Source organism: Desulfoluna butyratoxydans, from assembly GCF_900699765.1.
GTDB lineage: Bacteria > Desulfobacterota > Desulfobacteria > Desulfobacterales > Desulfolunaceae > Desulfoluna > Desulfoluna butyratoxydans.
This window is the reverse complement of sequence record NZ_CAADHO010000005.1, coordinates 95,923-121,200: the sequence shown is the minus strand read 5'-3', so window position 1 is coordinate 121,200 and position 25,278 is coordinate 95,923. Positions and strand designations below refer to the sequence as shown.

At 59.3% G+C, this 25,278-nt stretch carries 20 protein-coding genes; 13 read left to right on the top strand and 7 right to left on the bottom strand.

The window, feature by feature from the left end:
* Positions 1-70: 70 nt before the first annotated feature.
* A complete protein-coding gene (gene yajC, locus MSL71_RS14600; RefSeq protein ID WP_180141616.1) occupies positions 71-379 on the bottom strand; it encodes a preprotein translocase subunit YajC in 309 nt (102 codons plus the stop codon).
* A gap of 352 nt (positions 380-731) precedes the next feature.
* Positions 732-2,192 (bottom strand): Rne/Rng family ribonuclease, encoded by a 1,461-nt coding sequence (locus MSL71_RS14595; RefSeq protein ID WP_180141614.1) that lies wholly within the window; start codon positions 2,190-2,192, stop codon positions 732-734.
* Positions 2,193-3,063: 871 nt separating this feature from the next.
* Between MSL71_RS14595 and leuS the strand changes: the two genes are divergently transcribed.
* Together leuS and lptE are read left to right on the top strand one after the other, a co-directional pair.
* Positions 3,064-5,652 carry a leucine--tRNA ligase gene (gene leuS, locus MSL71_RS14590; protein WP_180141612.1) on the top strand — a complete coding sequence of 863 codons (2,589 nt, stop codon included), beginning with the start codon at positions 3,064-3,066 and terminating at the stop codon, positions 5,650-5,652.
* Positions 5,653-5,716: 64 nt separating this feature from the next.
* A complete protein-coding gene (gene lptE / locus MSL71_RS14585; RefSeq protein ID WP_180141610.1) occupies positions 5,717-6,235 on the top strand; it encodes an LPS assembly lipoprotein LptE in 519 nt (172 codons plus the stop codon).
* Positions 6,236-6,460: 225 nt separating this feature from the next.
* Here lptE and rpsT read toward each other — a convergent pair whose 3' ends face one another.
* Positions 6,461-6,724 carry a 30S ribosomal protein S20 gene (gene rpsT / locus MSL71_RS14580; protein ID WP_180141608.1) on the bottom strand — a complete coding sequence of 88 codons (264 nt, stop codon included), beginning with the start codon at positions 6,722-6,724 and terminating at the stop codon, positions 6,461-6,463.
* A gap of 493 nt (positions 6,725-7,217) precedes the next feature.
* Between rpsT and murJ the strand changes: the two genes are divergently transcribed.
* From murJ to MSL71_RS14555, 5 genes are read left to right on the top strand one after another with little or no spacing between them, the layout of a single operon-like run.
* Complete coding sequence (murJ, locus tag MSL71_RS14575; protein ID WP_180141606.1) at positions 7,218-8,795, top strand: murein biosynthesis integral membrane protein MurJ; 1,578 nt, start codon at positions 7,218-7,220, stop codon at positions 8,793-8,795.
* Positions 8,795-9,091 carry an FtsB family cell division protein gene (locus MSL71_RS14570; RefSeq protein WP_180141604.1) on the top strand — a complete coding sequence of 99 codons (297 nt, stop codon included), beginning with the start codon at positions 8,795-8,797 and terminating at the stop codon, positions 9,089-9,091. Before murJ ends, MSL71_RS14570 begins: the two co-directional genes overlap by 1 nt.
* Positions 9,088-9,327 carry a tetratricopeptide repeat protein gene (locus MSL71_RS14565; protein ID WP_180141602.1) on the top strand — a complete coding sequence of 80 codons (240 nt, stop codon included), beginning with the start codon at positions 9,088-9,090 and terminating at the stop codon, positions 9,325-9,327. The genes MSL71_RS14570 and MSL71_RS14565 overlap by 4 nt, the downstream gene beginning before the upstream one ends.
* Positions 9,324-9,809 (top strand): rhodanese-like domain-containing protein, encoded by a 486-nt coding sequence (locus MSL71_RS14560; protein ID WP_180141600.1) that lies wholly within the window; start codon positions 9,324-9,326, stop codon positions 9,807-9,809. The genes MSL71_RS14565 and MSL71_RS14560 overlap by 4 nt, the downstream gene beginning before the upstream one ends.
* Positions 9,806-10,282, top strand: a complete 477-nt coding sequence (locus tag MSL71_RS14555; RefSeq protein ID WP_180141598.1) for a MauE/DoxX family redox-associated membrane protein — start codon at positions 9,806-9,808, stop codon at positions 10,280-10,282. The genes MSL71_RS14560 and MSL71_RS14555 overlap by 4 nt, the downstream gene beginning before the upstream one ends.
* Positions 10,283-10,351: 69 nt before the next feature.
* Here MSL71_RS14555 and MSL71_RS14550 read toward each other — a convergent pair whose 3' ends face one another.
* On the bottom strand, positions 10,352-10,552 hold the full coding sequence (locus tag MSL71_RS14550) for a cold-shock protein (protein ID WP_180141596.1): 201 nt from the start codon (positions 10,550-10,552) through the stop codon (positions 10,352-10,354).
* Between the two features lie 317 nt (positions 10,553-10,869).
* Positions 10,870-11,379, bottom strand: coding sequence for a ribosome biogenesis factor YjgA (yjgA, locus tag MSL71_RS14545; protein ID WP_180141594.1), 510 nt, complete (start codon positions 11,377-11,379; stop codon positions 10,870-10,872).
* Between the two features lie 255 nt (positions 11,380-11,634).
* On the opposite strand from yjgA, the gene MSL71_RS14540 reads away from it, so the two are divergent.
* The 6 genes from MSL71_RS14540 (at position 11,635) to MSL71_RS14515 (ending at position 20,512) form a co-directional block, all read left to right on the top strand.
* A complete protein-coding gene (locus tag MSL71_RS14540) occupies positions 11,635-12,417 on the top strand; it encodes a PP2C family protein-serine/threonine phosphatase (RefSeq protein ID WP_180141592.1) in 783 nt (260 codons plus the stop codon).
* A gap of 60 nt (positions 12,418-12,477) precedes the next feature.
* Positions 12,478-14,103: an SUMF1/EgtB/PvdO family nonheme iron enzyme gene (locus tag MSL71_RS14535; protein WP_180141590.1), complete on the top strand. Its 1,626-nt coding sequence runs from the start codon at positions 12,478-12,480 to the stop codon at positions 14,101-14,103.
* On the top strand, positions 14,103-14,276 hold the full coding sequence (locus MSL71_RS14530; protein WP_180141588.1) for a hypothetical protein: 174 nt from the start codon (positions 14,103-14,105) through the stop codon (positions 14,274-14,276). Before MSL71_RS14535 ends, MSL71_RS14530 begins: the two co-directional genes overlap by 1 nt.
* Before the next feature lie 73 nt (positions 14,277-14,349).
* On the top strand, positions 14,350-17,652 hold the full coding sequence (locus MSL71_RS14525) for a hybrid sensor histidine kinase/response regulator (protein WP_180141587.1): 3,303 nt from the start codon (positions 14,350-14,352) through the stop codon (positions 17,650-17,652).
* A complete protein-coding gene (locus tag MSL71_RS14520; protein ID WP_218951043.1) occupies positions 17,645-18,730 on the top strand; it encodes an HD-GYP domain-containing protein in 1,086 nt (361 codons plus the stop codon). Before MSL71_RS14525 ends, MSL71_RS14520 begins: the two co-directional genes overlap by 8 nt.
* Before the next feature lie 363 nt (positions 18,731-19,093).
* The gene (locus MSL71_RS14515) at positions 19,094-20,512 is read left to right on the top strand and encodes an exodeoxyribonuclease I (protein WP_180141585.1); all 1,419 of its coding nucleotides are present in this window, start codon (positions 19,094-19,096) and stop codon (positions 20,510-20,512) included.
* Between the two features lie 232 nt (positions 20,513-20,744).
* On the opposite strand, the gene MSL71_RS14510 is transcribed toward MSL71_RS14515, so the two are convergent.
* Together MSL71_RS14510 and MSL71_RS14505 are read right to left on the bottom strand one after the other, a co-directional pair.
* A complete protein-coding gene (locus tag MSL71_RS14510) occupies positions 20,745-23,987 on the bottom strand; it encodes an efflux RND transporter permease subunit (RefSeq protein WP_180141583.1) in 3,243 nt (1,080 codons plus the stop codon).
* Positions 23,984-25,126, bottom strand: coding sequence for an efflux RND transporter periplasmic adaptor subunit (locus MSL71_RS14505; RefSeq protein WP_180141580.1), 1,143 nt, complete (start codon positions 25,124-25,126; stop codon positions 23,984-23,986). Before MSL71_RS14505 ends, MSL71_RS14510 begins: the two co-directional genes overlap by 4 nt.
* Positions 25,127-25,278: the final 152 nt, after the last annotated feature.

Genomic DNA, 25,278 nt, shown 5'->3' with positions numbered 1-25,278 from the left:
AGCCGCTCAGGGCACCTTATGTGCTTTTTATTCGCTATGGGGGCAATCGTGGATCAACGCGACGGGCGGATCAGAGCTTGACGCTGATGTTGGCCCGGATCACCTTGATGTTCACCTTTTCGGCAATCTCAAGGGTGACCGTAGCATCATCCACCTTGACGATGGTGCCGTGGATTCCGCCTGAAGTGACCACTTTGTCGCCTTTTTTAACGGCGTTGATCATCTCCTGGTGTGCCTTGGCTTTTTTCTGCTGGGGACGGATCAGGAGAAAATAAAAAATGACGAACATCAAAATAAGGGGAACAAAGGCGGCAAAACCTCCCTGCTGCCCTCCGGCGGCACCCTGGGTTCCCATGGCGTATGCGGTGCTGGTGAACATGATACTCCTTTATATGAATCAAAGGGGTTTGTGTATGACGGCTTTGTGATAAAGCCCTGTGCATGCCTGCATCGTCAGGGCATGCACATGGTTACCTGTCAACGGTCGTTGTCTTCGGCTTGCCCCCGACGACCGAAAAGGGGGGCAACGGGTGCGGCGGTATCAAAAAATCAGCATGAAAAACCGCGTGTCCGGCCCTGCGCAAACTGCCCAACAGATACAGTAAAAGAGCCTCGGGTGTCAACACAAATGGGCTGTGGCGCGGCCCGCCACGGCCCCTCGGGGTGAGCCGAAGGGGCCTGCAGTTGCTTCTTTTTCGGCCGGTGCAGCAACGGATCGCTTCCCCGCGGGGTTATTCGCAGATGATCCGGCTGTCTCCATGGACCATGGACGCGTTGCCCTCGATGGCGATGGAGATGCTGCGTTTGATCTCGATGTCGAGGATCTCCGCACGCTTTTTGTTGAGGAGGTAGACGGCCACGTCCGGGGGCACGTAGCCCTTGGCGATGGTGATTCCGTCTTTCAGGGTTTCTAAGCTCAGCTTTCGCAGGAAGGCCAGGGCCACGGTCTCCGTAGAGAGGATCATACCCTTTCCCTTGCAGTGCTGGCAGGGGACCATGCTTCCGAACTCAATGGAGGGGCGGATGCGCTGGCGGGACATCTCCAGGAGCCCGAACCGAGAAATGCGCCCCACTTTGGTGCGGGCTTTGTCCGACTTCAGGTTTTCCTTGAGCTTGGCTTCCACGGCGCCCCTGTTTTTGGGCTCCTTCATGTCGATGAAGTCAATGACGATGAGGCCGCCCAGGTCACGCAGCCTGAGCTGGCGGGCCACCTCTTCGGCGGCTTCCAGGTTGGTCATCAGGGCGGTCTGTTCGATGTTTTTCTTCTGGGTGCCCTTGCCTGAGTTGACGTCGATGGCCACCAGGGCCTCGGTCTGGTCGATGACGATGGATCCGCCGGAGTTCAGGGAGACGCGGCTCTCGAAAATGGAGGCGATCTGGTTTTCAAGCTGGTGCTTGGTGAAGATGGGTTTGTCGCCGGTGTAAAGACGGGTCAGCTTCACGTGCTTGGGGGCGATGAGGCGAATGAACTCCTTGATCTCCTTGAAGGCATCCGGGTTGTCCACCAGGATTTCGGACACATCGTCGGTGAGGTAGTCCCGGATGGCCCGTACGGCCAGGTTTTTCTCTTTAAAGAGCAGGGACGGGCCGGGGGTGTTGGCCGCCTGCTTGTTCAGGTCTTTCCACACCTTGGTGAGGTAGGTGACATCCTTGGAGATCATGGTCTTGTTGCAGTTTTCCCCGGCGGTGCGGACAATGAGGCCGTAACCGTCGGCCAGCTTGAGCTTGCCGATGATCTCTTTTAAGCGGTTGCGCTCCTTCTCGTCTTCAATCTGGCGGGAGACGCCCCGGTTGCTGCTTCCGGGCATGAGTACGGCGTGGCGGCCGGGCAGGGAGATGAAGGTGGTGAGCATGGCCCCTTTGTTCATGATGGGGTTTTTGGTCACCTGGACGATGAGCTCCTGGCCGCGCTTGATGAGTCGGGTGAGGTTTTTTTCGTGTTCACCGGTCTGCTGGAAGTACGAGTTGTGGATCTCCTGCTTTTGGAGAAAGCCGTTTTTTTCGCTGCCGAAATCGACGAAGACGGCCTGAAGGCTCGGCTCAACGCGTGTGACCACGGCCTTGTAGATGTTGCCCTGGATGCTCTCGCGCGAGGTGGTCTCCAGGTGAAACTCTTCAAGGCGCGAATTGGTGACTTTGGCGATCCGGCACTCTTCCGGATCAACCGAGTTGATGAGAATTTTACTTGTCATAGTAATGTGTTGTCCTTAGCGAACGTGAGATAGGGATCTGAAGAAGGAGCGGTACCCGGCAGGGCTCTGCGATGGGAATGTGGGTGCACGGCAAATCTGCCAAGCATAGTGGCCCTTGAAGCAGCTGACAGCCTCCATCCCGTTATCGTCTCCTCCATTGCGCCTGGTGGTGGATTGTGCGGGATGGGTCTGCAGCGGGTAGCAACATCGTGCCGGAGTTCGTTACCGCTGACTCGGGTGGGTTTTATGGCCGTATGCAAACCAAAAAACGAAACGGTGGGCAGCTGCCTCTCCGGGGATGCTTCTGATCCGGTGGTTGTGATTTGTATGATGGCCTGCGAAGCGGTTTCCTCGACCTCTCTACGGCGCGCGGGCGTTACCCGCGGCGTCGGGTCGTGACTCAAGACGGAGGCATCATGATTTTGTGAAAAGACGCGAAATTGATGAAAGACCGGCCCCATGAATTTGATGGGCGCCGCCCTGCAATAAGGGGCTTCGACCGTTTCGAAGCCCGGTGTTCTTTTCACTGCCATTGATCGCTGCACAGGGCCGGGGAGCTGTATGCATCATGGCCCTCGCCATGTGCCCGCCGGTTGGTTGTCCCATATGCAGCGTTCATGTTTGTTCTCATTAAATAGGGGATTGTCGGAGGCAAGTCAATATTAAACCTCCCGGGGCACAGGGGGCGGGGGGCCTGGTTTTTCCCGGCTGGACGGGGGTCAACGGGCTGCGTGGCAGGCCTTTTGCTTGCCATTTATCTATGATTATGGCATTTAAATTTGTTTGGCGCACTTGCGTTTGTTGGGAACCTTGCGCCCACGACTCTGAATCCACTTGCAATATCACACGCACTCTGGAGGTTTGAAATATAATGGAAGATAAGTATCTCCCGGACTCGATTGAGTCCAAATGGCAGCAGCGCTGGGCCGACGAAGGCTCGTTTCGGGTGGTCGAGGATCCTGAAAAAGAAAAGTATTACCTGCTGGAGATGTTTCCATACCCGTCGGGCAATATCCACATGGGACATGTTCGGAACTACACCATCGGCGACGTGGTGGCCCGGTACAAAAAAATGCGGGGCTTCAACGTGCTCCACCCCATGGGATGGGACGCCTTCGGCATGCCTGCGGAGAACGCCGCCATCGATAACAACACCCACCCCGCCGCGTGGACCTATGCCAACATCGACACCATGCGCAGCCAGCTCAAGCGCATCGGACTCAGCTACGACTGGGACCGTGAGATCGCCACCTGTACTCCGGAATATTACCGGTGGGAGCAGTGGCTCTTTATCAAAATGGTCGAAAAGGGGATGGCATACCGCAAAGAGTCGTACGTCAACTGGTGTGAGTCATGCCACACGGTGCTGGCCAATGAGCAGGTGGAAAACGACTGCTGCTGGCGCTGTGGGGAAAACGTGCAGCAGAAAAAGCTCTGGCAGTGGTTTTTCCGGATCACCGATTACGCTGAGGATCTCCTGGTTCACTGCGACAAGCTCGACGGCTGGCCGGACAGCGTCACCACCATGCAGAAGAACTGGATCGGCAAGAGCGTGGGCTCGGAGGTGACCTTTGAGGTGGAGGGTGCAAAAGAGCCCCTCTCGGTCTTTACCACGCGCCCGGATACCCTTTTCGGTGCCACCTTTATGTGTCTGGCGCCGGAGCATCCCATGGTGGCGTCCCTCTCCAGAGGCACTGAGCAGGAGGAGGCCGTGGCTTCCTTTGTGGATCGCATCCTCAAGCAGGAGCGTTCCAGCAAGGCCCTTGAGAACTACGAAAAAGAGGGCGTCTTCACCGGTGCTTACTGCATCAACCCCCTTACAGGGTACAAGATGCCCATCTATGCCGCCAACTTTGCCCTTATGGAGTACGGCACCGGGGCCGTGATGTCGGTTCCGGCCCACGACCAGCGTGACTTTGACTTCGCCCGCAAGTACGGGCTGGAGGTGAAGGTCGTTGTGAGCCCCGAAGGGGAGGTTCTTGACGGTGCCACCATGGAAGAGGCCTACGCTGGCACGGGCGTGATGGTGAACTCCGGCGAGTTCGACGGCATGGCCAACGCGGACGCCAAAGAGGCCATCACCAACTCCCTGGAGGAGCGCGGTATCGGGAAGAAGACTGTTTCGTTCCGCCTGAGGGACTGGGGTGTGTCCCGCCAGCGGTACTGGGGAACGCCCATTCCCATGATTCACTGCGACAGCTGCGGTGCGGTGCCGGTTCCCGAGTCGGATCTTCCCATTGTGCTGCCCGAGGACGCCCAGCTTCTGGAGTCCGGTGGCTCTCCCCTGGGAACCCTCGACTATTTCAATAAGGTGACCTGTCCCAGGTGCGGCAACACCGAAGCGCGACGCGACACCGACACCATGGATACCTTTGTGGAGTCCTCCTGGTACTTTGCCCGCTACTGCTGCCCCGAGTATACCGAGGGCATGGTGGACAAGGAGAAGGTGGCCTACTGGATGCCCGTGGATCAGTATATCGGCGGCGTGGAGCATGCCATCCTTCATCTGCTCTACTCCCGCTACTTCACCCGGGTGATGCGCGATCTCGGGCTCGTGGAGTTCTCCGAGCCCTTTACCCGGCTCCTGACCCAGGGCATGGTGACCAAAGAGACCCTCTCGTGCCCCAACCACAAGTGGGTGTTCCCCACGGATACCGAGAAGGCCGAGGACGGCAGCGTGGTGTGCAAGCTCTGCGGGTCTCCCGTGGAGGTGGGCCGGGTCATCAAGATGTCCAAGTCCAAGAAAAACGTCATCGACCCCAATGTGCTCCTTAACCGCTACGGTGCGGACACAACGCGCCTCTTCTGTCTCTTTGCCGCACCCCCTGAAAAGGATCTGGAGTGGAATGACGAGAGCGTTGAAGGGTGCTTTAAGTTCATCGGGCGCGTGTGGCGCATTATTACGGGCAAGCAGGAGGCCTTTGCCGGTGTTGAGGCCTACCATGGCCCCGCAGCCGACCTTTCCGGCAAGAGCCGGGAGCTTTACACCAAGATCAACGCCACCATCAAGAAGGTGACGGACGACGTGGAGGGCAAGTTCCACTTCAACACCGCCATCAGCGCGGTGATGGAGCTTGTGAACAGCATGTATGCCGTGGATGGCGACGCGTCCCTGAGGCAGGATGTGATGAAGCGGGCGGCGGAGACCGTTATTCTTCTTCTCAACCCCGTGTCGCCCCATGTCACCGAAGAGCTCTGGACGAAATTGTCCGGCCAGGGGCTCCTCATGGATCAGCCCTGGCCCGAATACCGCGAGGATGCCCTTGTTTCCGACGAGGTGCTCATCGTGGTGCAGGTCAACGGCAAGCTGAGGAGCAAGTTCCAGGTGCCCGCAGGCGCCTCAAAGGACGAGATCCAGGAACTGGCCCTTGCCGATGCGGCGGTGAAGAAGTTCATTGAGGGCAAAGAGGTCCGCAAGGTGATCGTGGTCCCGGGCAAGCTTGTCAATATTGTGGTTTAATCCTTGGCGGCCGTCCTTTCCCGTGGGGAGGGGCGGCCGCATCCAGAAGTAGAAGGGAGTGCCCATGAAACGGGTTTTTGCATGGAAAGCGGTTGCTGTGGCTCTGCTGGCGGCTGTTGTCGTGACGGGTTGCGGCTATCAATTTACCGGGAGGGGGACCCTTCCGGGCGGGGTGAGCGGTCTGTGTGTGGCGGTTCCGGAGAACCGGTCTGCAGATGTTCGCCTTGGTCCCATGGTGGCCAGCGCCGTGGTCTCCGAGGCCATTTCCGCAGGGGCGGATGCTGCTGTGGGGTGTACCGGGCGGTCCGGCTCCCTCACCGGGGAGATTCGAACGGTCTCCACATCCACCATCACCCGAAACAGCGACGGGGACAGCACCGAAGAGCGTGTGACGATCACGGCGTCCTTCAGGCTGGCTGATGAGGACGGCGCGGTGATCTGGCAGCGTGCGTCGGTGACGGGGACGGAAACGTACAGCGTCACCCCCGGGTCGGACTCCACGTCCTCCCGCAACGCGGCCCTTGACGAGGCGGCGGAAGATCTTGCGGAGAATGTCTGGGCAGGATTGACCCAGAGGTTCTGATTCCGAATCAAGAAGCAATGCACACATGGTCTCCGGCAGCCTTGCCGGAGGCTTTTTTTATGGCTTGTTGTGGTGAGAAGGCTTTTTGGGGGGAGGGTGACCCGCGGTGGTTGGTCTTTGGAAAATAAAAAAAGGCCTTCCGGTATCTCGCGAGTGCTACCGGAGGGCCTTTTTATGTAAAGCGTGAAGACTTTGGTTCGCAACCGGAGCGGCTACGGGCCTGTCTTAAGCTTGAACGCCGTTGATGAGCTTGGTCAGGCGGGAGATCTTGCGTGCGGCAGTGTTGTTATGAATGACGCCTTTTTTGGCGGCGACATCAATCACTGATTTTGCCTTGTTCAGGACGTCCGTCATGTTCTCTGCCTTTTCGGCTTCTGCGGAACGAACGGCCTTGATGGCGTTCTTCATGCGGGTTTTGACCGCCATGTTGCGGATGCGCTTTTTTTCGTTCTGGATAGCTCGTTTTTTTGCCGATTTGTGATTAGCCAAGGACTTAACTCCTTTTATCGTCGAAAATTTTTTTACGGTGATGTTTCATTCCGTACCGGTTTGCCGCGTGCCTACCCTTTGTCCGGTGTGCCTGCAACGCATGTTGCCGGCCCGGCGGTAAGCGCACCGTGGATTGAAATGCCACCTGAAAAGATTGTGTGTTTTAACGGTACCGCGACAAATCAGGCGATTATTGGGAGAACGCCTCGCAAAAACGCCTCCGCAAACCTGTTCGTCACCATGTGCGCACGGGGTGGAAAGGGAGGAATGTCCTTTCCTGTCCATGGGTTACGGAACCGACAGTGATTTAACTTGGTAAAATTATAGTGTTTGATGGGGGGTGTCAAGGGAAAAAGTGGCTGATGGGCGGCTTACGGGCGCTTTATAGGGGTTGCCATGGCAAGGGGGTTTGGACTAAATGATAGGTCAGGGTCTCCGCGACCTGTCACAGGATGTTTCTCTCTTACGCTTATTTCAAACCGGATCGGAACGTATGTCGGAAAAAGGAAAGGTTACCCGGGCTGCGGGTATTGTCGGGAGCGCCACGCTGCTCAGCCGGGTTTTCGGGTATGTCAGGGATATGGTAACCGCTTATTATTTCGGAGCGGGCCCCCTGGCCGACGCTTTCATCGCCGCGTTTCGCATACCCAATATGCTGAGGCGCCTGTTTGCCGAGGGCTCGTTGAGCATCTCCTTTGTCCCGGTGTTTACCGAGACCCTGAGCCGGGACGGCCGCCAGGAGGCCTATCGCATGGCCGGGGCCGCCCTGCGCCTGCTCTCCCTGATTCTGGCGGTGGTGGCGGTGATCGGCGTGCTGGCGTCCCCATGGATCGTCTCGGCCATCGCCGCAGGCTTTAAAGGAGACCCCGCCAAGTTTGAGCTCACCGTGCTTCTCTCCCGGATCATGTTTCCCTATGTGGTGTTTATCTGTCTTGTGGCTCTGTGCATGGGGATTCTTAACGTGCTGGGCCATTTTGCGGCCCCGGCCCTGGCCCCGGTGGCCCTGAACCTTGCCATGATCGCCTCCCTTGTGGTGGGCGGGGTGGTGACGACGGACGGAGAGACGCGCGTGATCTTTTTGGCCTGGGGGGTGCTTCTGGGGGGGCTGCTCCAGCTGGGTATGCAGGTGCCGGTCCTGTGGCGACGGGGCTTTCATGTGTTTAAGCCGGGTCCTGTGTGGCATCCTGCCCTGGGTACGGTGGGGCGCCTGATGCTGCCCGCGGTCTTCGGGGCTGCGGTGTATCAGGTGAACATGTTCATCGGCACCATGCTGGCCTCCCTTCTGGATACCGGGAGCATCACCGGTCTGTATTACGCAGATCGCCTGGTGCAGTTTCCCCTGGGGGTGTTTGCCATCTCCATCGGAACGGCTGTGCTGCCGTCCCTCTCCCGCCAGATGGCCGACAAGGATCTTGCCGGGGTGGCCGAGACCTTCAGCTTCGGGTTGCGCTTTACCCTGTTTATTACCCTTCCCGCCACGGCGGGGCTGGTGGTGCTGAGGCATCCCCTCATCGCCCTTCTTTTCGGTCGGGGGGCCTTTGACGCCGCGGCTGTCGCCCTGACGGCCGATGCCCTGCTTTATTATGCGGTGGGGCTCTGGGCCATCTCCTGCGTGCGGGTGACGGTTCCCCTTTACTATGCGTTCAAAGACACCCGCACCCCGGTTCAGGTGGCTGTGGCAGCCATTGCCATGAACATCGCCCTGAGTTGCCTTCTCATGGGCCCCATGGCCCATCGCGGTCTGGCCCTTGCTGTGTCCCTTTCGTCCATGGCCAATTTTCTCCTCCTGGTCTTTCTGCTGGTCAAACGGGGAATGGTTCAATTAGACTATGGGTCCATCCTGGTGTCGGTGGCCCGGAGCGGCGCAGCCTCCCTGGCCATGGGCGTGGCGGTGTGGCAGGGGCTCGTGTGGCTGGCGCCCGACGGGGGATACACCTTTGTTTCGGCGGCTGTCTCAACGGCCTTCGGGGTTGTGGCCGGGGTTGTTCTCTATTTCGGGGCGGCCCGTTTGCTCAAGAGCCCTGAGCTGATAACGGTTCAACAGATCATCAACAGGAAAAGGGGGCGTTAGTGGGAGGCAGGGAAAAGATTGTCTGCGGTGGGCTTGCGCTGGTGCTGATCGCGCTGCTGGTTCCCCTGGTGTTTATGCAGTGGGGCTTTCTCGACCTCAACAAGAGGCAGAAGGAGCTTGCGGACCGGCGGACCGAGAACCGGAGCATCGCCGAAGAGAACCGTAATCTGGAAAAGGAGATCAGGCGCCTGAACCATGACCCGGCGTACCTGGAGTTCATCGCACGAAAAGAGCTGGGCATGGTGGCGGAAGATGAAATCGTCGTGAAATTTCACGGAAAGGATACTGCAGAGTGAGCGAACCAGTGATGACGCGGACCCTGGCCGATCTCTACCTGGCACAGGGGCATGTGGAGGAGGCGCGCGATGCCTATGCGCTTCTTCTCTGTCGGTTTCCCCATGACGAGGCGGTGGCGCGCGGACTGAAAACGTCCCAGGCCCGGGTGACCGAAGCAAAGAAGGCCCGACTCTTCACGTTGAAGGATGAGTGGAAGGCTCTGGCCCGGGCCGACCGGGGGAGTGAGGCGCCATGAGGTACCTGATTCGAATGGCTGTGCTGCTGGTTGTTTCGGCCTGTGTTGCCCTGGTGTGGAATGCCCTTGCCCCTGAAGGGATTCCCCTTGTGGGGCAGTGGAACGCCGAGGTGGGGGTGGTGACCCCGGCGCCGGAATCGGATGAGCAGGACCTCATCGTCCAGACCGTGGGCGAAGCCCGCGGGCTCTGGGAGGATGGGGTTGTCTTTGTGGATGCCCGAAACACCCAAAGCTATCTGGAGGGGCATATCAAGGGTGCGGTTACCCTTTCCGTGTATGAGTTCGATGCCCTGCTGTTTGATTTTATCGATGCGTATCCCTTTGAGACCCGGCTTGTCACCTATTGCTCGGGGCGGCTGTGTGATGAGAGCCACCGGCTGGCAACGATGTTGAGGGAGCTGGGTTACACGGATGTGCGCATATTTGCCGACGGGCTCCCGGCCTGGTCGGCGGCCGGTTTGCCGGTGGAGGAGGGGCGATGACAGGCATGGGTGAAACCTCGGGGCGGACAGCCGCCTTTCTGGAGATCGCAGAGCTTCTGTGCCGGTGGGTGCTTGGCGGGTTGTTTATCTACGCAGGGGCGCAGAAAATTGCGGACCCGTACGGATTTGCCAAGACCGTCTTTGGCTACGGGATCCTTCCGGGGGAGCTGGTCAACATCACGGCCATCGTGTTGCCCTGGATTGAGGTGCTGGCGGGGGGCACGCTTCTTGCCGGGGTGTGGCCCGTCTCATCGGCGGGGGTTATTTCAGGGTTGCTCCTGATGTTTCTGGTGGCCCTTGTGGCCAACATTGCGCGGGGGTATACCTTTGATTGCGGGTGTTTCGGCTCCGGCGGTGAGGAGACCACCGGCTGGGGGACGGTCTTTCGCGACGTGGCCATGCTGGTACCCGCGGCGGCCGTGGTTTTATTTAAGGGACGAAGGCGCTTCTGTCTGTTCGACGGGGGCGAGTGATAATCCGGTTCGGCGTCGGGGAAGGCCCGACGCCGGCCGGTCGGGTGATTTTTTCAGAAGGGGGGAGTGTCAGGCTTTGACCACATTGCGGGCACTCGGGCCCTTGTCGGTCTCTATGATTTCAAAATTGACGAGGTCGCCCTCGGTCAGTGTTTTGAAGCCTTCCATGGTGATCTCGGTGAAGTGAACAAAGACGTCTGAGCCGCCGTCTAATTCAATGAATCCAAATCCTTTCTTGTCGCTGAACCATTTTACTTTTCCAGTAACCAAAACCAAATCTCCTTATTAAAAATCTACATCATTCAAGGGTCACTCGTTGGGGTGAGTATGGTGGTTAGGTGTTGTGAAGAATGCCTATGTCTTGTGATGCATAGGTAATAAAATAATTACTCTTAAATAACCACGAAGAGAAGAGTTTTACAATAGATTTTTTAAGGTTGGCGTTGTTTTCGCTATGGGAGCAATTTGAAGAGAGGAATTGACATGTGAGCATATGGTTTAGGATATGCTCACATATTAAGTTATTAGGGGCGGCTTGAGAGAGGGTGTTCTCTTAAGGAAAACACGCGGTGTTTGACGGGGTGGGCTCAGGATGCCGTGAGGGTGTCACGGATACACGCCGCCAGGGCCTTGAACTCTTTTCCCCGGGGTGCGCTGCCCTGTTTTTTGATGGCATTTCTCCTCAGCATTCGGAGACGCTGGCGGTCGGCCGAGGGGAATTTTTCGAGGAACTCCTCGATGGCGCCGTCGCTTTCAAGGATGGCCTCCACCCAGGGCGTCTCTTTCGCGGGCTCGGCGGTGGTGTTTCCCGAGAGTGTGAGGCCCGCCTCCAGCTTGTCCAGTGCCTCCCGGACAGGCTCGGGGTCGCACTCACGCATGAGGGCTCCGATGAACTGGCGGTTGCGGTGGGCCGCTTTGCGTGCGGAGATGTGTCGCGCATCTTCAACGGCTTTCCTCAGCTCGTCGGGAATGTCGACGTGTTTCAGCTGGCCAGGAGTGAGTTTGATGAGGCGTTCTCCGAGTTTCTGAAGCTCCTCGGACTCCTTCTTTATCTGGGTCCGGCTTTTGTAGATATCGGCTGTGTTTTCTTCGTTCATAATAGTTCTTGCCACATTTCCCATGTTGATCTTATATATAAAGCCAACCTGCAATTCTCGGGGTGTCGCCTTGCTCGCAAACCCGTCGCGTGAGTCCTGGCTGGTTGCTGTCCGTTTGGCGCCATAGTGGCATATCTCCGTTTAAAATTCCATCAAAAACGGTGGGGGTTGAGTATCCCGGTATTTCAAGGCGGGAAGGGCAAAAACCAACCGATCCAGAGGGGCTTGGACCGGGCTGAAGAAAAGGACCTTTGGATGAGTCGGGAGAGCCGATTGAACAACCGGATGAAGGTGGAGGTCCGAACCGTGATGGACATCGGCCCCAGGGGCAACCAGGAAGACGCGGTGCTCGTGGGAACCCGTGTGTACCAGCAGCCCAGCCTGGACCTTGAGACCGAGGAGGAGGGCGCCTATGTGACCCTCTGTGTTTGCGACGGCATGGGAGGCCATGCGGCCGGAGATGTCTGCAGCCGGTTTGTCCTTGATGAATTCAACCGGTCTCTGAGCCACGACACCCTGTCGGCAGAAGGGCTCGATGTCCTGTTGAACATGATCCAGACCGCCGCCGAAGGGGAACTCCCCGTCAACAGCGGCACCACCATCGCAGGGGTGGTACTCACCCCGGATCAGGCCGTGGTGTTCAATGCAGGGGACAGCCGGGTTTACCTGATGCGGGACGGTGAACTTCAGCGATGCTCCCACGATCACTCTTACGTGCAGAGCCTTGTGGATAAAGGCGCCATCACGGAAGCCGAGGCTTTTTCGCATCCTTATCGCAATGTCGTCAGTTTTGGTGTAGGGTCGGCTTTCAGTGAACTCTGGGGCCATACCAGGGTGCATTACAAGGTGCTGGATGTCAGGGCGGACGACACCTATATCCTCTGCAGCGACGGGGTCACCGATTTGATTGAAGACCCGGCCATGGAGACGGTCCTGGGGCCCCGCCCCATCACCGGTGTCGCCAGGCTGAGCGTGGATCTCAAACGCAAGACGTTAAAGGACAACACCACCTTTATTATCGCCCGGGTGGTGGCATGATGTCGTTTCGGGGCGGAGTCAGGGAGACAGGACCATTGAGGATGAACCGGCGGGGGCGCCATGATCGATAACATGAAAGAGGTGATAGAAAAGTGCCTCCCCACCTATGAGATTGTCGGCGAATTGGGTCAGGGTATCCACGGTTCCGTTTACCATGCCAGGGACAGGTTCAAGGAACGGGCCGTCAAGGTGGTTCCCATCCACGTGGAGCGCTCCATCCTGTTTCGGAACGATACCGATCTCGATTCCAAGGTTTCCCGTGATTTTCACGCCGTTTGCAGCTACTACGAAAAAGTCAAAGGCCCGGACGTGGTGACCATCCATGACTTTCACCTTGTGGACAAGCGCATCGCAAGCGGTTATGCCCAGGCCTTTCTGGTGATTCTCATGACCTTGTGTCGGGAAAACCTCCAGGACCTTGTGCTTCGTGAGCACCCCCTGCCTGCGGAGGCCATCTCGGACCATGCCGCAGCCCTTGCCGCCATGATGGACCGGTTGAGCCGGGCCAGCGGAGAGACCTTTCTCCTCACCGATTTCAAACCCTCCAATATCCTTGTGGACGACACCGGGCGGTTGCTCATGGGTGACCTGGGGGGCCTCAAGCGCGTCAGTTCCGTCTCCTCTGCCCTGGGCGGTGCCCAGTTTACCCCCAACTGGTCGGCCCCCGAATTGATCCTGCGGGGGGAAAAACCGGATGTGCTTTCCGGGGTCTACTCCCTGGGGCTGGTGATCTATTACCTTTGCGAGGGGCACCTCCCCTTTGAAGAGGCGGATTTCATCGATCGGGTGGGCAAGGTGCAGGAGGAGGGCGTAACCTTTTCCAGGCGGGATCTTCCCCAGGTCCTGATGGATGCCGTCATGCGTTGCCTTGCCTTTGAGCGGGACGATCGGCCCGCATCCTTTGCCGATGTGGGGGACCTGCTGAAGGGCGCACCCCGGGAGCCCGCCACACAGGAACCCGTAAAGCCCGAACCCCGGAAACAGAGGCACACCCTCTCTTCGGTGGCATCGGTAACGCCCGTGGTCCCCGAGGTGTGGGTGGAGCAGGCCACGTCCCTGGCCATGAACTGGATCCCGAGCGGCACCCTGGCCCTCCGGGACACCAGGCACCACTGGTCCGAAGAGATCCCCGGTTTTTACCTGGGGATTCATCCGGTGACCCAGGCCCAGTGGCGCCGGGTCATGGGCACGGACCCTTCCCATTTTCCGCGGCGGCCCGATCAGCCCGTTGAGATGGTCTCCTGGAAGGACGTCGACGCATTCTGCAAACGCCTCACCGATGCTTACAGGGGGGAGCGCCATTTTTTCATCCCCACAGAAGGGGAGTGGCTTTATGCTGCCCGGGGGGGCGATGAACAGGCCCGGTACGCAGGGGGCGATTCCATGGACAGCCTGGGCTGGCACCTGGGAAACAGTGAGTTTACCACCCATCCTGTGGCGGAAAAAAGCCCCAATGCCAACGGACTTTACGACATGTGCGGCAATGTCCAGGAGTGGTGCCGCGACGCGGTGGGCTGTTTCAAGGACAGGGACATGGGGGCTCGCGGCAAGGTGATTCGTGGCGGCAGCTGGAACCAGGGGCCGGATAAATGCACCCTGGATTACCGGCGGATCGTTCAGGAGGGCCTTCGGTACAGCAACCTTGGGTTTCGGGTTGCCATGCGGCCGGGGGACGCCGTTTTCTGATGGCGGCGCGTCCGCAAGTGTTCGACATGGCGGAAAAAGAAAAGGTAGATATGGCATGTTTTGACTCAAGCGATATGCCTTTCCTGGGTAAGGGATATGTTCAGCTTTTGGGGTATTGTCGTTTTGACAACGGGGCGAAATTGGATAATGCCGAGTTTTTTTTGAAAATTTGACTATTTTTGTGTTAGTATGGGTAAACAATGTTAACGGGCCGTATCGGCCCAAATCCGGGGCCCGGCTGACGGCATGCATAGAAAACACAACGACCTCGACCCAACCGTGACCCAATGGGGGCGCAAAAGACCCGTTCCGGTGCTCCAGTATGTCATTCGTGCCTCCCTCCTTTTTTTCTGGGCCGTATACGGGGTTGTGGTCTCTCCCCCGGCCCTGATCTCTCCTGTCTTTGCCCTGATGGTGGCCCTGGGTTATGTGGCCGTCCAGGGCTTTTTGTTTGTTCTGCTGCGCCGTCGACGGGCCGACTGGTCGCTGATTCGCGCCACCATGGTTGCGGACCTGGGGCTGGCCTGGGTCGTCTGGCTCTACGATCCAACCCTGCCGCCGCCTTTGATGCTCTATGCGGTCATCGTCATCGTGGGCAACGCTATTCAGTACGGCATCCGGGCCTTCAAGCTCCTGGCGGCCTCCACCCTGGTCATGGCCCCGTTGACCATGGGGCTTCGATTTGCCCTGGGCAGGTTCCATCCCACCGAACCGTTTCTCCTGCTGTTCTGCATGGCCATTGTCTGGTACGTCTATAAATTCATTTTCCGCATCGAAATCTTCCGCCGTGAGACCATTCGCCGTACCGAGGCCCTGGCCCAGAGTGAGCATAAATACCGAAGCATTTTTGAAAACACCGGGGGAGGGGCCATCATTGTTGAGGACAATCTGGTGATCTCCCAGGCCAACGCACGGTTTGAAAAGATCACGGGGTTCAAGCGCCACGAGATCGAAGGGAAGGTGCGGTGGATCGAGTTCGTGGAAGCCGGTGACCTGGAGCGCATGCGCAGCGAGCACAAGCAACGGGTGCGAAACGGCCAGGAGCCTCCGCGGGAGTATGAGTTTCGCCTTGTCCGGAAAGACGGTGAGGTCATCGACGTCTTTTCCGAGGTGAACTACGATCCCCTGGCCGGCCGGAGTGTGGCTTCGGTCATTGACATCTCCCTTCGCAAACAGGCGGAAAGGGCTTTGAAAGACGCCCACGACCAGCTGGAACGCCGGGTGGGGGAGCGTACCGCCGAACTGATGGAGGCCAACAGACAGCTCAAGATCGCCAAGGAGGCCGCCGACGCATCGGGCCATGCCAAAAGCCAGTTCCTGGCCAACATGAGCCATGAGATCAGAACGCCCATGAACGCCATCATCGGCATGTGCGACCTTGTCCTGGGCACCGACCTTTCGTCTAAACAGAAGGAGTACATCAACATCGTCCGGTCCTCTTCCCGGTCCCTTCTGGAGCTGATCAACGACATCCTGGACTTTTCCAAGATCGATGCGGGAAAGCTCGACCTGGAGACCATCCCCATGTCCCTTCGGGACGTCGTTGAAGAGGTGGCGGACATGTTCCTTGAAAAGACCATGGACAAGGACCTGGAGCTGATCATCGACATTGCCGATGATGTGCCCAGAAAAGTGATCTCCGACCCCTTGCGCCTCCGGCAGGTCCTGGCCAACCTCACGGCCAACGCCTTTAAGTTCACCAACCGCGGAGAGATCTGCCTGGCCGTTCGAACCCAGTACCTCGACGCCAAGGCCACCAAGCTTCAGTTCTCGGTGCGGGATACGGGGATCGGCATTGATGCCGATAAAACCGGGACCCTGTTTGACGCCTTTGCCCAGGCAGACGGCTCCACCACACGCAAATACGGGGGCACCGGCCTGGGCCTTGCCATCTGCCGGAAAATCGTCAACATGCTGGGCGGCGACATCTGGGTGGAGAGCGAACCCGGAAAGGGGAGTACCTTTTGCTTCACCATGGAGGCCAGGCTTCTTCCCGATGCGGCCCGGAGCCCGGAGATGGCCCTTCCCCCGAACCTTCAGGGCAACAAGGTCCTGGTGGTGGACGACAATCCTTCCACCCTCATGATCCTCAAACGATACATGGCGACCTTCGGGTGCCGCACGGAGATCGCCGCATCCGCAGAGTCGGCCTTGACCCTCTACCGGCGCAGCCGTGACAAGGATCCTTTTGCCCTGATCATCATGGACATCCACCTGCCGGCCATGGACGGAATCGAGGCCGTGTCCCGCATCAAAGAGGAGTCGGCTGACAATGCACCGTCCGTGATCTGTATCAGCGCGTACGGAAGGGACCGGGAAGCGGACCGGGCCAGGGAGGCCGGGGCCGACGGTTTTTTGATGAAGCCCATCAAACAGTCCATTCTCTTTGATACCATCATGGAACTCTTCGGGTTCAAGGCCGTACGGCAAGCCCACGTGGGGCGTGGGCTCCTTACGGACAACGAGTTTTCCGAGCTGAGCGTGCTTCTGGTGGAGGACAACGCCATCAACCAGATGGTGGCCATGGAGATTTTGAAGTCCGCCGGTATTTCCGTCACCACGGCGGAAAACGGTCTGGAGGCCCTGAACCTCCTCCGGACGAACAGCAATTTCGACGCGGTGCTCATGGATGTGCAGATGCCGGAGATGGACGGCCTGGAGGCCTCCCGGCAGATACGCAAAAAGCTGCACAAAGAGGACCTGCCCATCATTGCCATGACCGCCCACGCCATGTACGGAGACCGCGAACGCTGCCTGGCCGCGGGGATGAACGATTACGTGCCCAAGCCCATCGACCGCAATGAACTGTTTGCGGCCATCAGACGAAATATCAACCGCCTCGGAGGGACCTTCCCCCTTGCCGACGGGCGCCATGACACCGTCTCCGAATCCGTGGGGACCCAGTACATGCTCTCGGGCATCAATGTCTCCCGGGGCCTGGAACAGACCGAGGGCCAGTGGGGACGCTACGGCGACATGCTGGCACGCTTCCTTGAAACCCACGGGGAGACAGGCGCTCTGTTGAAGGAGTACCTTGAGGCACAGGCCTTCGATGAGATGGCGGCCGGATTGCAGGGGCTCATGGAAGATGCCGGAAGGGTCAGCGCCATTCACGTGGCCACCTGGGCGGAGTCCATGAAAGAGGCGGCTGCAGATCGCGACACGGAGCGATGCGGAGAGCTTCTCTTTTTCCTTGAGGAGTCGCTTCGTGAGGCGGCCGAGTCCTCCCACGATCTCCTGACCGGGCTGGAGTCCGGGGAGGAGCCGTGGGATCCCATGCAGCAGGCCACTGGCCCGGAAAAAATGTTCACGTTGCTGCGTAAACTTGGTAAAAGCCTTGAAGAGCTGGACCCCGTAACGTCCGGCCGGTTGTTTGATGAAATTCGGGATCGATTCTCCCTCCATGGGGTGGGGCCTGAGAGCGAGCACCTGGCCCGGAACCTGGAGCAGGAAGTCCGGGAGTACAGCTTTGAAAAGGCGGGCGGGACCTTAAAGCAGCTCGGAAACCAGTTGAAAAGGGACATGGCGGCAGGTACCAACGATGGCTGAGTCTTTGAAACAGTGCAGGGTGCTTTTGGTGGACGACACCAGGGCCAACCTCGACATCCTCATCGACGCTCTGAAGGACTCCTTCAAGCTCGGCGTGGCCATGAGCGGTGTGCGGGCCCTTGAGTATGTCCGGCAGCACCCGGTGGATTTGATCCTCCTGGATGTCCTGATGCCCGAGCTCGACGGGTTTGAGGTGTGCAGGCGCCTCAAAGCGGCCCCGGAGACGGCGGGGATTCCTGTTATCTTCATCACCGCCCTGGACAGGCCGGAAGACAAGACCCGGGGGTTTGAATTCGGGGCGGTGGATTACATCACCAAGCCCTTTGACATGGCTGAGGTGACGGCCCGCGTGCGCACGCACCTCACCCTGGTGACAGCCCAGGAGGCCCTGAGGCAGCAGAACATCGCCCTGGAGGCCATGGTGCGGGAACGGACCCGGGAGCTGGAGGAGACCCAGCTTGAGATCATCAACCGCCTGGGGCTTGCCTGTGAGTACAGCGACGAGTGCACGGGCCGCCATGTGAATCGCATCTCCGAATATTGTCGCCTTTTAGGGCGCGCAGCAGGGCTCCCCCAGGACGAGGTGGAGCTCGTGGCCCTGGCCAGCACCATGCACGATGCCGGTAAGATCGGGATTTCCGATGCCATCCTCCTGAAACCCGGGGCCCTTACCGACGACGAATGGGTGGTGATGAAACGGCACGCTGAAATCGGCGGCGAGCTTCTCTCCGGGAGCCGGTCGCGACTGCTGTGCATGGCCGAGGAGATCGCCCTGACCCACCATGAGAGGTGGGACGGCACAGGCTACCCCAAGGGGTTGAAGGGGCCGGAGATCCCGTTGTACGGGCGCATTGTCTGTATCTGTGATGTGTTCGACGCCCTGGTCTTTGAGCGGCCCTACAAAAAGGCCTGGTCTGTTCCGGATTCCCTGGCCGAGATCTCCCAGTGGGCCGGGCGGCAGTTTGACCCCTGGCTGGCCGAACTGTTCCTGGGCCTTGAGCCGGAGCTGACCCGGATTGTCAACACGGCCCGTGAAACGGGGCAGGGGGAAGAAGACCTTGCCAAAGAGGCTGGTTAATGCGGGGCATTACATTCTGATTCAGCCCAAAGACGCCTCCGGCGGCCCTGCCGGGGGCCAAACGTTTGAAACGTTTGACAAACAGGTTTTGTTTTTTTAGGGCGCGCCGCAACCGTCCATAACCCCTCTTGTTTTTTTGTTCTACCGGAACGTTTTTGCGGAGCTTTTTTCAAAAAGCGACCCGCCGGAGGCAACTGAATTTATAAATGCGTTGGCCCGGTAAGGAGCGTCGATACCGGTTTACATCGGGGGCCTCCCGGTGTATGAAAAAACATCGCAGCCGATTCGAAAGGGGAGCAGGCACAACCGGCCTGGTCCCCTTTTGTTCATTACCGCATGACCACTCATCCCAAGGGGCGTTCCATGAAGAGCTATCTATTCTACGATCTTGAAACAAGCGGCCTGAACAAATCCTTTGACCAGATCCTTCAGTTTGCTGCCATTCGCACGGATATGCACCTCAAGGAACTGGAACGTTACAACATCGTGGTGTCCCTTCGCCCCGACGTGGTGCCTTCCCCCATGGCCACCATCACCCATCGTATCGGCATTGAGAAATGCATGGAGGGAATCTGCGAATACGAAGCGGTGAGGCATATTCACGCCCTGATGAACCGTGAAGGGACCATTTCCCTGGGCTACAACACCCTGGGCTTTGACGACGAATTCCTGCGTTTCGCCTTTCACCGCAACCTGCTTCCCCCGTACACCCATCAGTGGGCCAACGGGTGTTCCCGCATGGACCTTTTGCCCATCACCGTATTGTACCACCTCTATAAGCCCGAGGGGCTGACCTGGCCCCGCCTGGAAGACGGACGGTCCACCCTGAAGCTTGAAAAACTCAGCCAGGCCAATGCCCTGGCCGAGGGACAGGCCCATGACGCCCTGGTGGATGTGGAGGCGACCCTGGCCCTGGCCCGGCGCTTTATGGCTGAGGGGAAGATGTGGGAGTATGTGGCGGGCTCGTTTAACAAAAAGGAGGACGCCCTTCGCCTGGCCAAGCTGCCGGTAAGGCATGAGTCCTCGGCGGGCCAGCACGCCTGGGGGATCATGACCGGCAGCCGGTTCGGGGCCGAGGCGGCGTACCAGGCACCGGTGCTGGCAATCGGGGAGTCTCTGCCGTACAAAAACCAGACCCTCTGGCTCCGGCTGGACGACGAAGCCCTCATCAACGGGGAGGGGGCGGTGGAAGAGCGCGTCTGGGTTATCCGGAAACGAATGGGCGAGCCCAATGTGATCCTGCCGCCCCTGGATCGTTTTGTGTCACGGCTCACCCCCGAGCGCCTGGCACAGGTGGAAGAAAATCTCGCCTGGCTCAAAGCGCACCCCGATGAGTTTGCCCGGATCATCCGCCATCACCGGGAGTTTCGATACCCCGAAATCCCCAACCTGGATGCGGACACCTGCCTGTACCAGAACGGGTTCCTCTCCAAGGCCGAAGAGGCCTTGTGTGCCAAGTTTCACAGGGCCGGGCCCGATGCGATGGCCGAGGCCATGCAGGCCATGGCCCCCGGCCATGTGCGGGAGCTTGCCACCCGTATTTTGTTCCGAAATTACCCTGAGTTTTCCGATGAAGAGGTGTTCGAGGCCTTTGAAACCTTCATGGCGCGGGTCCATCCGCAAGGGGAGGAACCCCCCATGGTGGATTTCAGGGGCGATGCCCGCCTGACACCGGCCGCCGCCATGGAAGAGATTGCCCGGGTGCGGGCCGAGGTCTCCCTGGACGAGGAGCAGGGCCAGCTGCTGGATGAGCTGGAAGGGTATCTGTCCAGCAATTTTTAAAAAGCTGCCTCCGGCGGCGAGGTGAGCCACCTCGAAAGCTTATTGCCATTGCGCTTTGCCCTTCGTGCCTCAGGGCAAAGCGCAATGGCCTTCGGCTCGGGCTTCGCCCGACAAAAACGCGACCGGAACGTTTTTGCGGAGCTTTTTTCAAAAAGCGACCCGCCGGAGGTATGTTTTGAATGGTTCCGTTTTTTATGGGCCGCGGCGTGTTGCCGCGGCCTTTTTTTGTTTTTTAAACCGCCTGCTCGTCGTCCCGCCGTGTGGCCAGGAGGCTGTAGAGGGTGGGGACCACCACCAGGGTGAGGGCCGTTGCGATGACCAGGCCGAAGATGACCACAACGGACATGGACTTCCAGTACTGGGAGGTCTCGCTCAAGGTGGAGATGGTGCGCTCCCGAAAGTTGATGGAGATGCCCGTTACCATGGGGATCAGGCCCAGGACCGTGGTGACGGCGGTGAGCATGACGGGCCTTAAGCGTGTGGCGCCGGCGGCGATGATGGCCTCGGTGGTCTCCATGCCGCTTTCCCGGAGTTTGTTGGTGTAGTCGATGAGGACGATGGCGTTGTTGACCACCACCCCGGCCAGGGAGATGACGCCCACCCCGCTCATGATGATGCCGAAGGGGTAGCCCATGAAGGCTAAGCCCAGAAACACCCCTCCGAAGGAGAGGATCACCGAGGTGAGGATGATGACCGGCTGTGCCACGGAGTTGAAGAGGGTGACGAGGATCAGGAAGATCAGGAGGATGGCCAGCATAAAGGCCCGGGAGAGAAAGGCTTTTGCCTTTTGCTCTTCTTCGTTTTCCCCGGTGAAGGTGAGGGTGTAGCCTTCGGGCAGGGGAAAGGTGCGGAGAAGGGCTTCGGCTTCGCTGCGCAGGACGGTCCCCGGCTTGACCTGTTCATCGACGTTGGCTTTGACCGTCACCACCCGGTTGTGGTTGATGCGGGTGATATCCCCCAAGCTCCCGGTGTAGTGCATGTGGGAGAGGGCGGACAGGGGGATGAGGGTGCCGTCTTCGGCGGGGATCAGCAGGGTGTGCAGGGTCTCCGGGGCGTTTCGGAAGTGCTCGGGCATGCGCACGGTGATGTCGTACTCATCGCCGGCCTCCCGGTAGGTGGAGACCTTGGTGCCGTTGTAGGCGGTTTTCAGGGCGGCTCCCACGGCGCCGGTGGAGAGGCCGAAGAGGGCCGCCCGCTTTCGATCGATGCGGATGCGAATGGTGGGGATGTTGTAGCTGTAATCGTCCCGGACATCTTCGATGCCCGGGATGGTGGCGATGATGTTCTGGACCTCGGATGCGAGGCGGCCCAGGGTGGCAAAGTCATCCCCTGCGATTTCAATGTTCACCGGGGCGCCGGTGGGGGGGCCTCCTTCCTCTTTTTTGACGGTGACGCGGGCTCCGGCGATGTGCTTGACGCGTTCCCGGAACCGGGGGATGGCGTCCTTGGACGGCCGGGTGCGGTGCTCGTAGTCCACGAACTGGATGCCCAGGTGGTTGGGGGAGTTCTGGGCAAACAGGTTGCTGCCGAACCTGCGGACGCTGTTGGCGTAGATGTACTCGATGTTGTTGAAGTCGCTGGGGGCCGAGAAGGTGCGGCCCTTTCGGTCCGTGTGCTGCCGCAGGGACATGGCCTCCCGGTATGCGTCATCCGTGGGGCGCGCGCCGCATGCCGAGGCGATGCACATCTCCACTTCACGCACGATGCCGTCGCAGTAGTCCAGGGTGGCCCCTTCCGGGGGATCGATGTTGACAAAGACGTTCTGCGGGTCCACGGACGGGAAGAACTCCATGGGCTTTTCAATGCCCACGGCCAGGAGCCAGAGGTAAAAGAGGATGAACAGGGTGAGAAAAGCCCCGGTGATCACCTTGGCCCGGTGTTTTAAAGCCACATGGAGGGTGGCGGCATAGGTCACCAGGAGCCTTCCCCGGATTTCCACCGGTGTCTCCATCGGGGTCTGTCGGGGCGGTGAAAACCGGTCTTCACCGGTGGGGACTGGGGGCGTTTTGACACGCATGATAAAGGCGGCCAGGGCCGGGTTGATGACCAGGGCCACAAAGAGGCTGGCCGTGAGGGTGACGATGAGGGTCAGGGGCAGGTAGCGCATGAACTCGCCCATGATCCCTGGCCAGTAGAGCATGGGGAAAAAAGCGGCCAGGGTGGTGAGGGTGGAGCCGATGACCGGGTAGGCCACCTCAGAGGAGGCCATCATGGCGGCCTGGGTGCGCGAGGCTCCCTGTTCCATGAATCGGTAGATGTTCTCCACGATGACGATGGCGTTGTCCACCAGCATGCCCAGGGCCAGGGTCAGGGAGAAGAGCACCACCATGTTCAGGGTAATGCCCAGCACATGGAGAACGGTGAAGCTGATGAGCATGGAAAGGGGGATGGCCAGGCCCACGATGATGGCGTTGCGGAACCCCAGGACAAACAGGAGGACACCCACCACGAGAATGAGGCCGGAGAGGATGTTGTTCTCCAGGTCCGCCACCATCAGGCGAATGTTCTTCTCCTTGTTCATCAGCTTGGTGATGCGGGTGGTTTCGGACCACCCCGTGCGGTGGTGGGCCACGATGCGGTCCAGCTCCGCGCAGATGGCAAGGACGTTTTCTCCGCTGCGCTTTTTCACGGAGATGTTGACGGCCTCGTGGCCGTTGAGCCGGGCCCTGCTCTCCTCCTCCTTGAAGGTATCCAGGGCCCGGGCCAGCTCCTTCAGGTACACGGGCCTGCCGTCGTGATCCTTGACCACGATGCCCATGATCTCTTCCGGCGAGTCGAACTCCCCGGGAACCCTCAGCTGGTATCGTCCGTCACCCATGTTGACGGCGCCCCCCGAGGTGTTGGTGTTCTCCCGGGTGACGGCCAGGGAGAAATCAGAGATGGGGATGTGATACCAGGCGAGCTTTTCCGGGTCCACCTCGATGAGGATCTCCCGTTCCTGGCCGCCGGTGACCGTGACTTCCAGAACCCCTGCCACCGATTCCATGTCCTCCTGGAGGTCGTCTGCCAGCCGTTTGAGAGCCGTGCTGCCCTGGGGGCCGCTCAAAGAATAGACCACGATGGGCAATTCCGAGATATTGACTTCGAACACAGACGGGTCCTCTTCCATGTCCGAGGGCAGGTCCCGTTCGGCTTCGTCCACCTTGTCCTTGACCTTGCGGAGCACGTCGTCGATGTCGGTGCCGGGAATGAACTCGATGTTGATTTCGCTCAGGCCCTCGGAGCTGACCGAGCTGATTTTTTTCACCCCTTCAAGGCCTTTGAGTTTTTTTTCGATGGGGATGGTGACGGAGGTCTCGATGTCGGCCGATGCCACGCCTTTGTAGACGGTGGCGACGAAGACATAGGGTATGGTGATGTCCGGCTCGTCTTCCCGTGGAAGCACCGAGTAGGCGTAGCAGCCCACCAGCACGATGATCACGGACAGCACCAGCACACTGATGCGGTTCTTGACGGCGGTATCCGGGATGATCATGGCTGCAGCTCCCCGGCCTTATTGGCTCGGCGGACCACATTGACCTTTCGGCCCTCGCTCACCGACCGCTGCCCCACCACGATGACCTTGTCTCCCGACGCCAGGCCGGAGGTCACCTCCACCATCCATCCTTCCTGAATCCCTGTGGTCACCTCCCGGGCCGTGGCAATGCCCTCCTGTTCCAGAAAGACCACCTGGGCGTCTTTTCGGGTGATGAGGGCGTACAGGGGAACCACAAGGGCCTTTTCCCGAATTTTTTTCACCAGGTCCACCCGGGCGAACATGTCGGGGATCAAAAGCCCCTCGTCATTGGGAAACAACAGGTCCAGATCGTAGAGGCGGGCCATGTTTCCAGCAGACCTGGCAAGGCGCAGGACGCGTCCCCCAGAAATGGTGGTGCCCTTCAACGCATCGATGGAAACGGAAAAAGAGGCCATGGTGCGGATGTGGCGGACATCGGATTCAGGAATGCCCACGCGGATTTTCACGGGGTTGAGATCCACCAGTTTGCAGATGGGGCTCCCTGCGGTGACAAAGGCCCCTTTGTCGATGAGGTAGGCGTCGAGGTACCCGGAAAAAGGGGCCTTGATTTGGCACTTGTCCAGGTCCAGGCGGGTGGCGGTCAAAACGCTTCGCGCCTCCTCCAGGGCCGCTTCGGCCTGGTCCAGGTCTGACTGGGTGGCAAGGTTGGTGCGGTTGAGGTTGGTCAGGCGCCTGGCCGTTGCGCGGGCTGATTCAAAAGAGGCCGTGGCTGCCTGGTGGCGGGCTGCAAACCGGGAGGTGTCGAGCTGCGCCAGAATGTCCCCCGCCTTGACCGCCTCACCTTCTTCACGCGTCTTTTTTACAAGGACGGCCGAGACTTCCGAGGGCACCAGGAGTTCCTGATTGGCACGGACCTCGCCGGGGAGGGTGACGCGGTCCCTGATGACGGTGGGCGCAAGGGTCAGGGTCACCACATTAACGGGTGGCTGGCCCTCTTTTCGCTGGTCCCGGCGGGCCTTGGCCACGGCTTCCGCCTTGATGGCCGCCGTGATGTAGAGTCCCAGGAGAACCACAAACAAAAGGAACACGGGCCACCAGGCCGCACAGGCCGCCAGGGCTTTTTTTGCAAAGGGTGGGTGGGGTGGTTTGGGGGTCATTCCACGTCTCTTTCATTGCTGTGTCTGCATGGAAAATAAAAAAGCGAAAGGATCACTTTCCGCAGTGCCTTTAGATGGTCAAAGCCAGGCTAAAAAGCAGGCCTTCGTCGGAGCTTAAGACTTTTCAAAAGTTTGGCCCCCGGCAGGGCCGC

What these genes read in the sequence shown, in the direction of transcription:
- yajC (WP_180141616.1), bottom strand. Translation starts at nt 379, where the DNA reads ATGTTCACCAGCACCGCATACGCCATGGGAACCCAGGGTGCCGCCGGA.
- MSL71_RS14595 (WP_180141614.1), bottom strand. Translation starts at nt 2,192, where the DNA reads ATGACAAGTAAAATTCTCATCAACTCGGTTGATCCGGAAGAGTGCCGG.
- leuS (WP_180141612.1), top strand. Translation starts at nt 3,064, where the DNA reads ATGGAAGATAAGTATCTCCCGGACTCGATTGAGTCCAAATGGCAGCAG.
- lptE (WP_180141610.1), top strand. Translation starts at nt 5,717, where the DNA reads ATGAAACGGGTTTTTGCATGGAAAGCGGTTGCTGTGGCTCTGCTGGCG.
- murJ (WP_180141606.1), top strand. Translation starts at nt 7,218, where the DNA reads ATGTCGGAAAAAGGAAAGGTTACCCGGGCTGCGGGTATTGTCGGGAGC.
- MSL71_RS14560 (WP_180141600.1), top strand. Translation starts at nt 9,324, where the DNA reads ATGAGGTACCTGATTCGAATGGCTGTGCTGCTGGTTGTTTCGGCCTGT.
- MSL71_RS14555 (WP_180141598.1), top strand. Translation starts at nt 9,806, where the DNA reads ATGACAGGCATGGGTGAAACCTCGGGGCGGACAGCCGCCTTTCTGGAG.
- yjgA (WP_180141594.1), bottom strand. Translation starts at nt 11,379, where the DNA reads ATGAACGAAGAAAACACAGCCGATATCTACAAAAGCCGGACCCAGATA.
- MSL71_RS14540 (WP_180141592.1), top strand. Translation starts at nt 11,635, where the DNA reads ATGAGTCGGGAGAGCCGATTGAACAACCGGATGAAGGTGGAGGTCCGA.
- MSL71_RS14535 (WP_180141590.1), top strand. Translation starts at nt 12,478, where the DNA reads ATGATCGATAACATGAAAGAGGTGATAGAAAAGTGCCTCCCCACCTAT.
- MSL71_RS14530 (WP_180141588.1), top strand. Translation starts at nt 14,103, where the DNA reads ATGGCGGCGCGTCCGCAAGTGTTCGACATGGCGGAAAAAGAAAAGGTA.
- MSL71_RS14525 (WP_180141587.1), top strand. Translation starts at nt 14,350, where the DNA reads ATGCATAGAAAACACAACGACCTCGACCCAACCGTGACCCAATGGGGG.
- MSL71_RS14520 (WP_218951043.1), top strand. Translation starts at nt 17,645, where the DNA reads ATGGCTGAGTCTTTGAAACAGTGCAGGGTGCTTTTGGTGGACGACACC.
- MSL71_RS14515 (WP_180141585.1), top strand. Translation starts at nt 19,094, where the DNA reads ATGAAGAGCTATCTATTCTACGATCTTGAAACAAGCGGCCTGAACAAA.
- MSL71_RS14510 (WP_180141583.1), bottom strand. Translation starts at nt 23,987, where the DNA reads ATGATCATCCCGGATACCGCCGTCAAGAACCGCATCAGTGTGCTGGTG.
- MSL71_RS14505 (WP_180141580.1), bottom strand. Translation starts at nt 25,126, where the DNA reads ATGACCCCCAAACCACCCCACCCACCCTTTGCAAAAAAAGCCCTGGCG.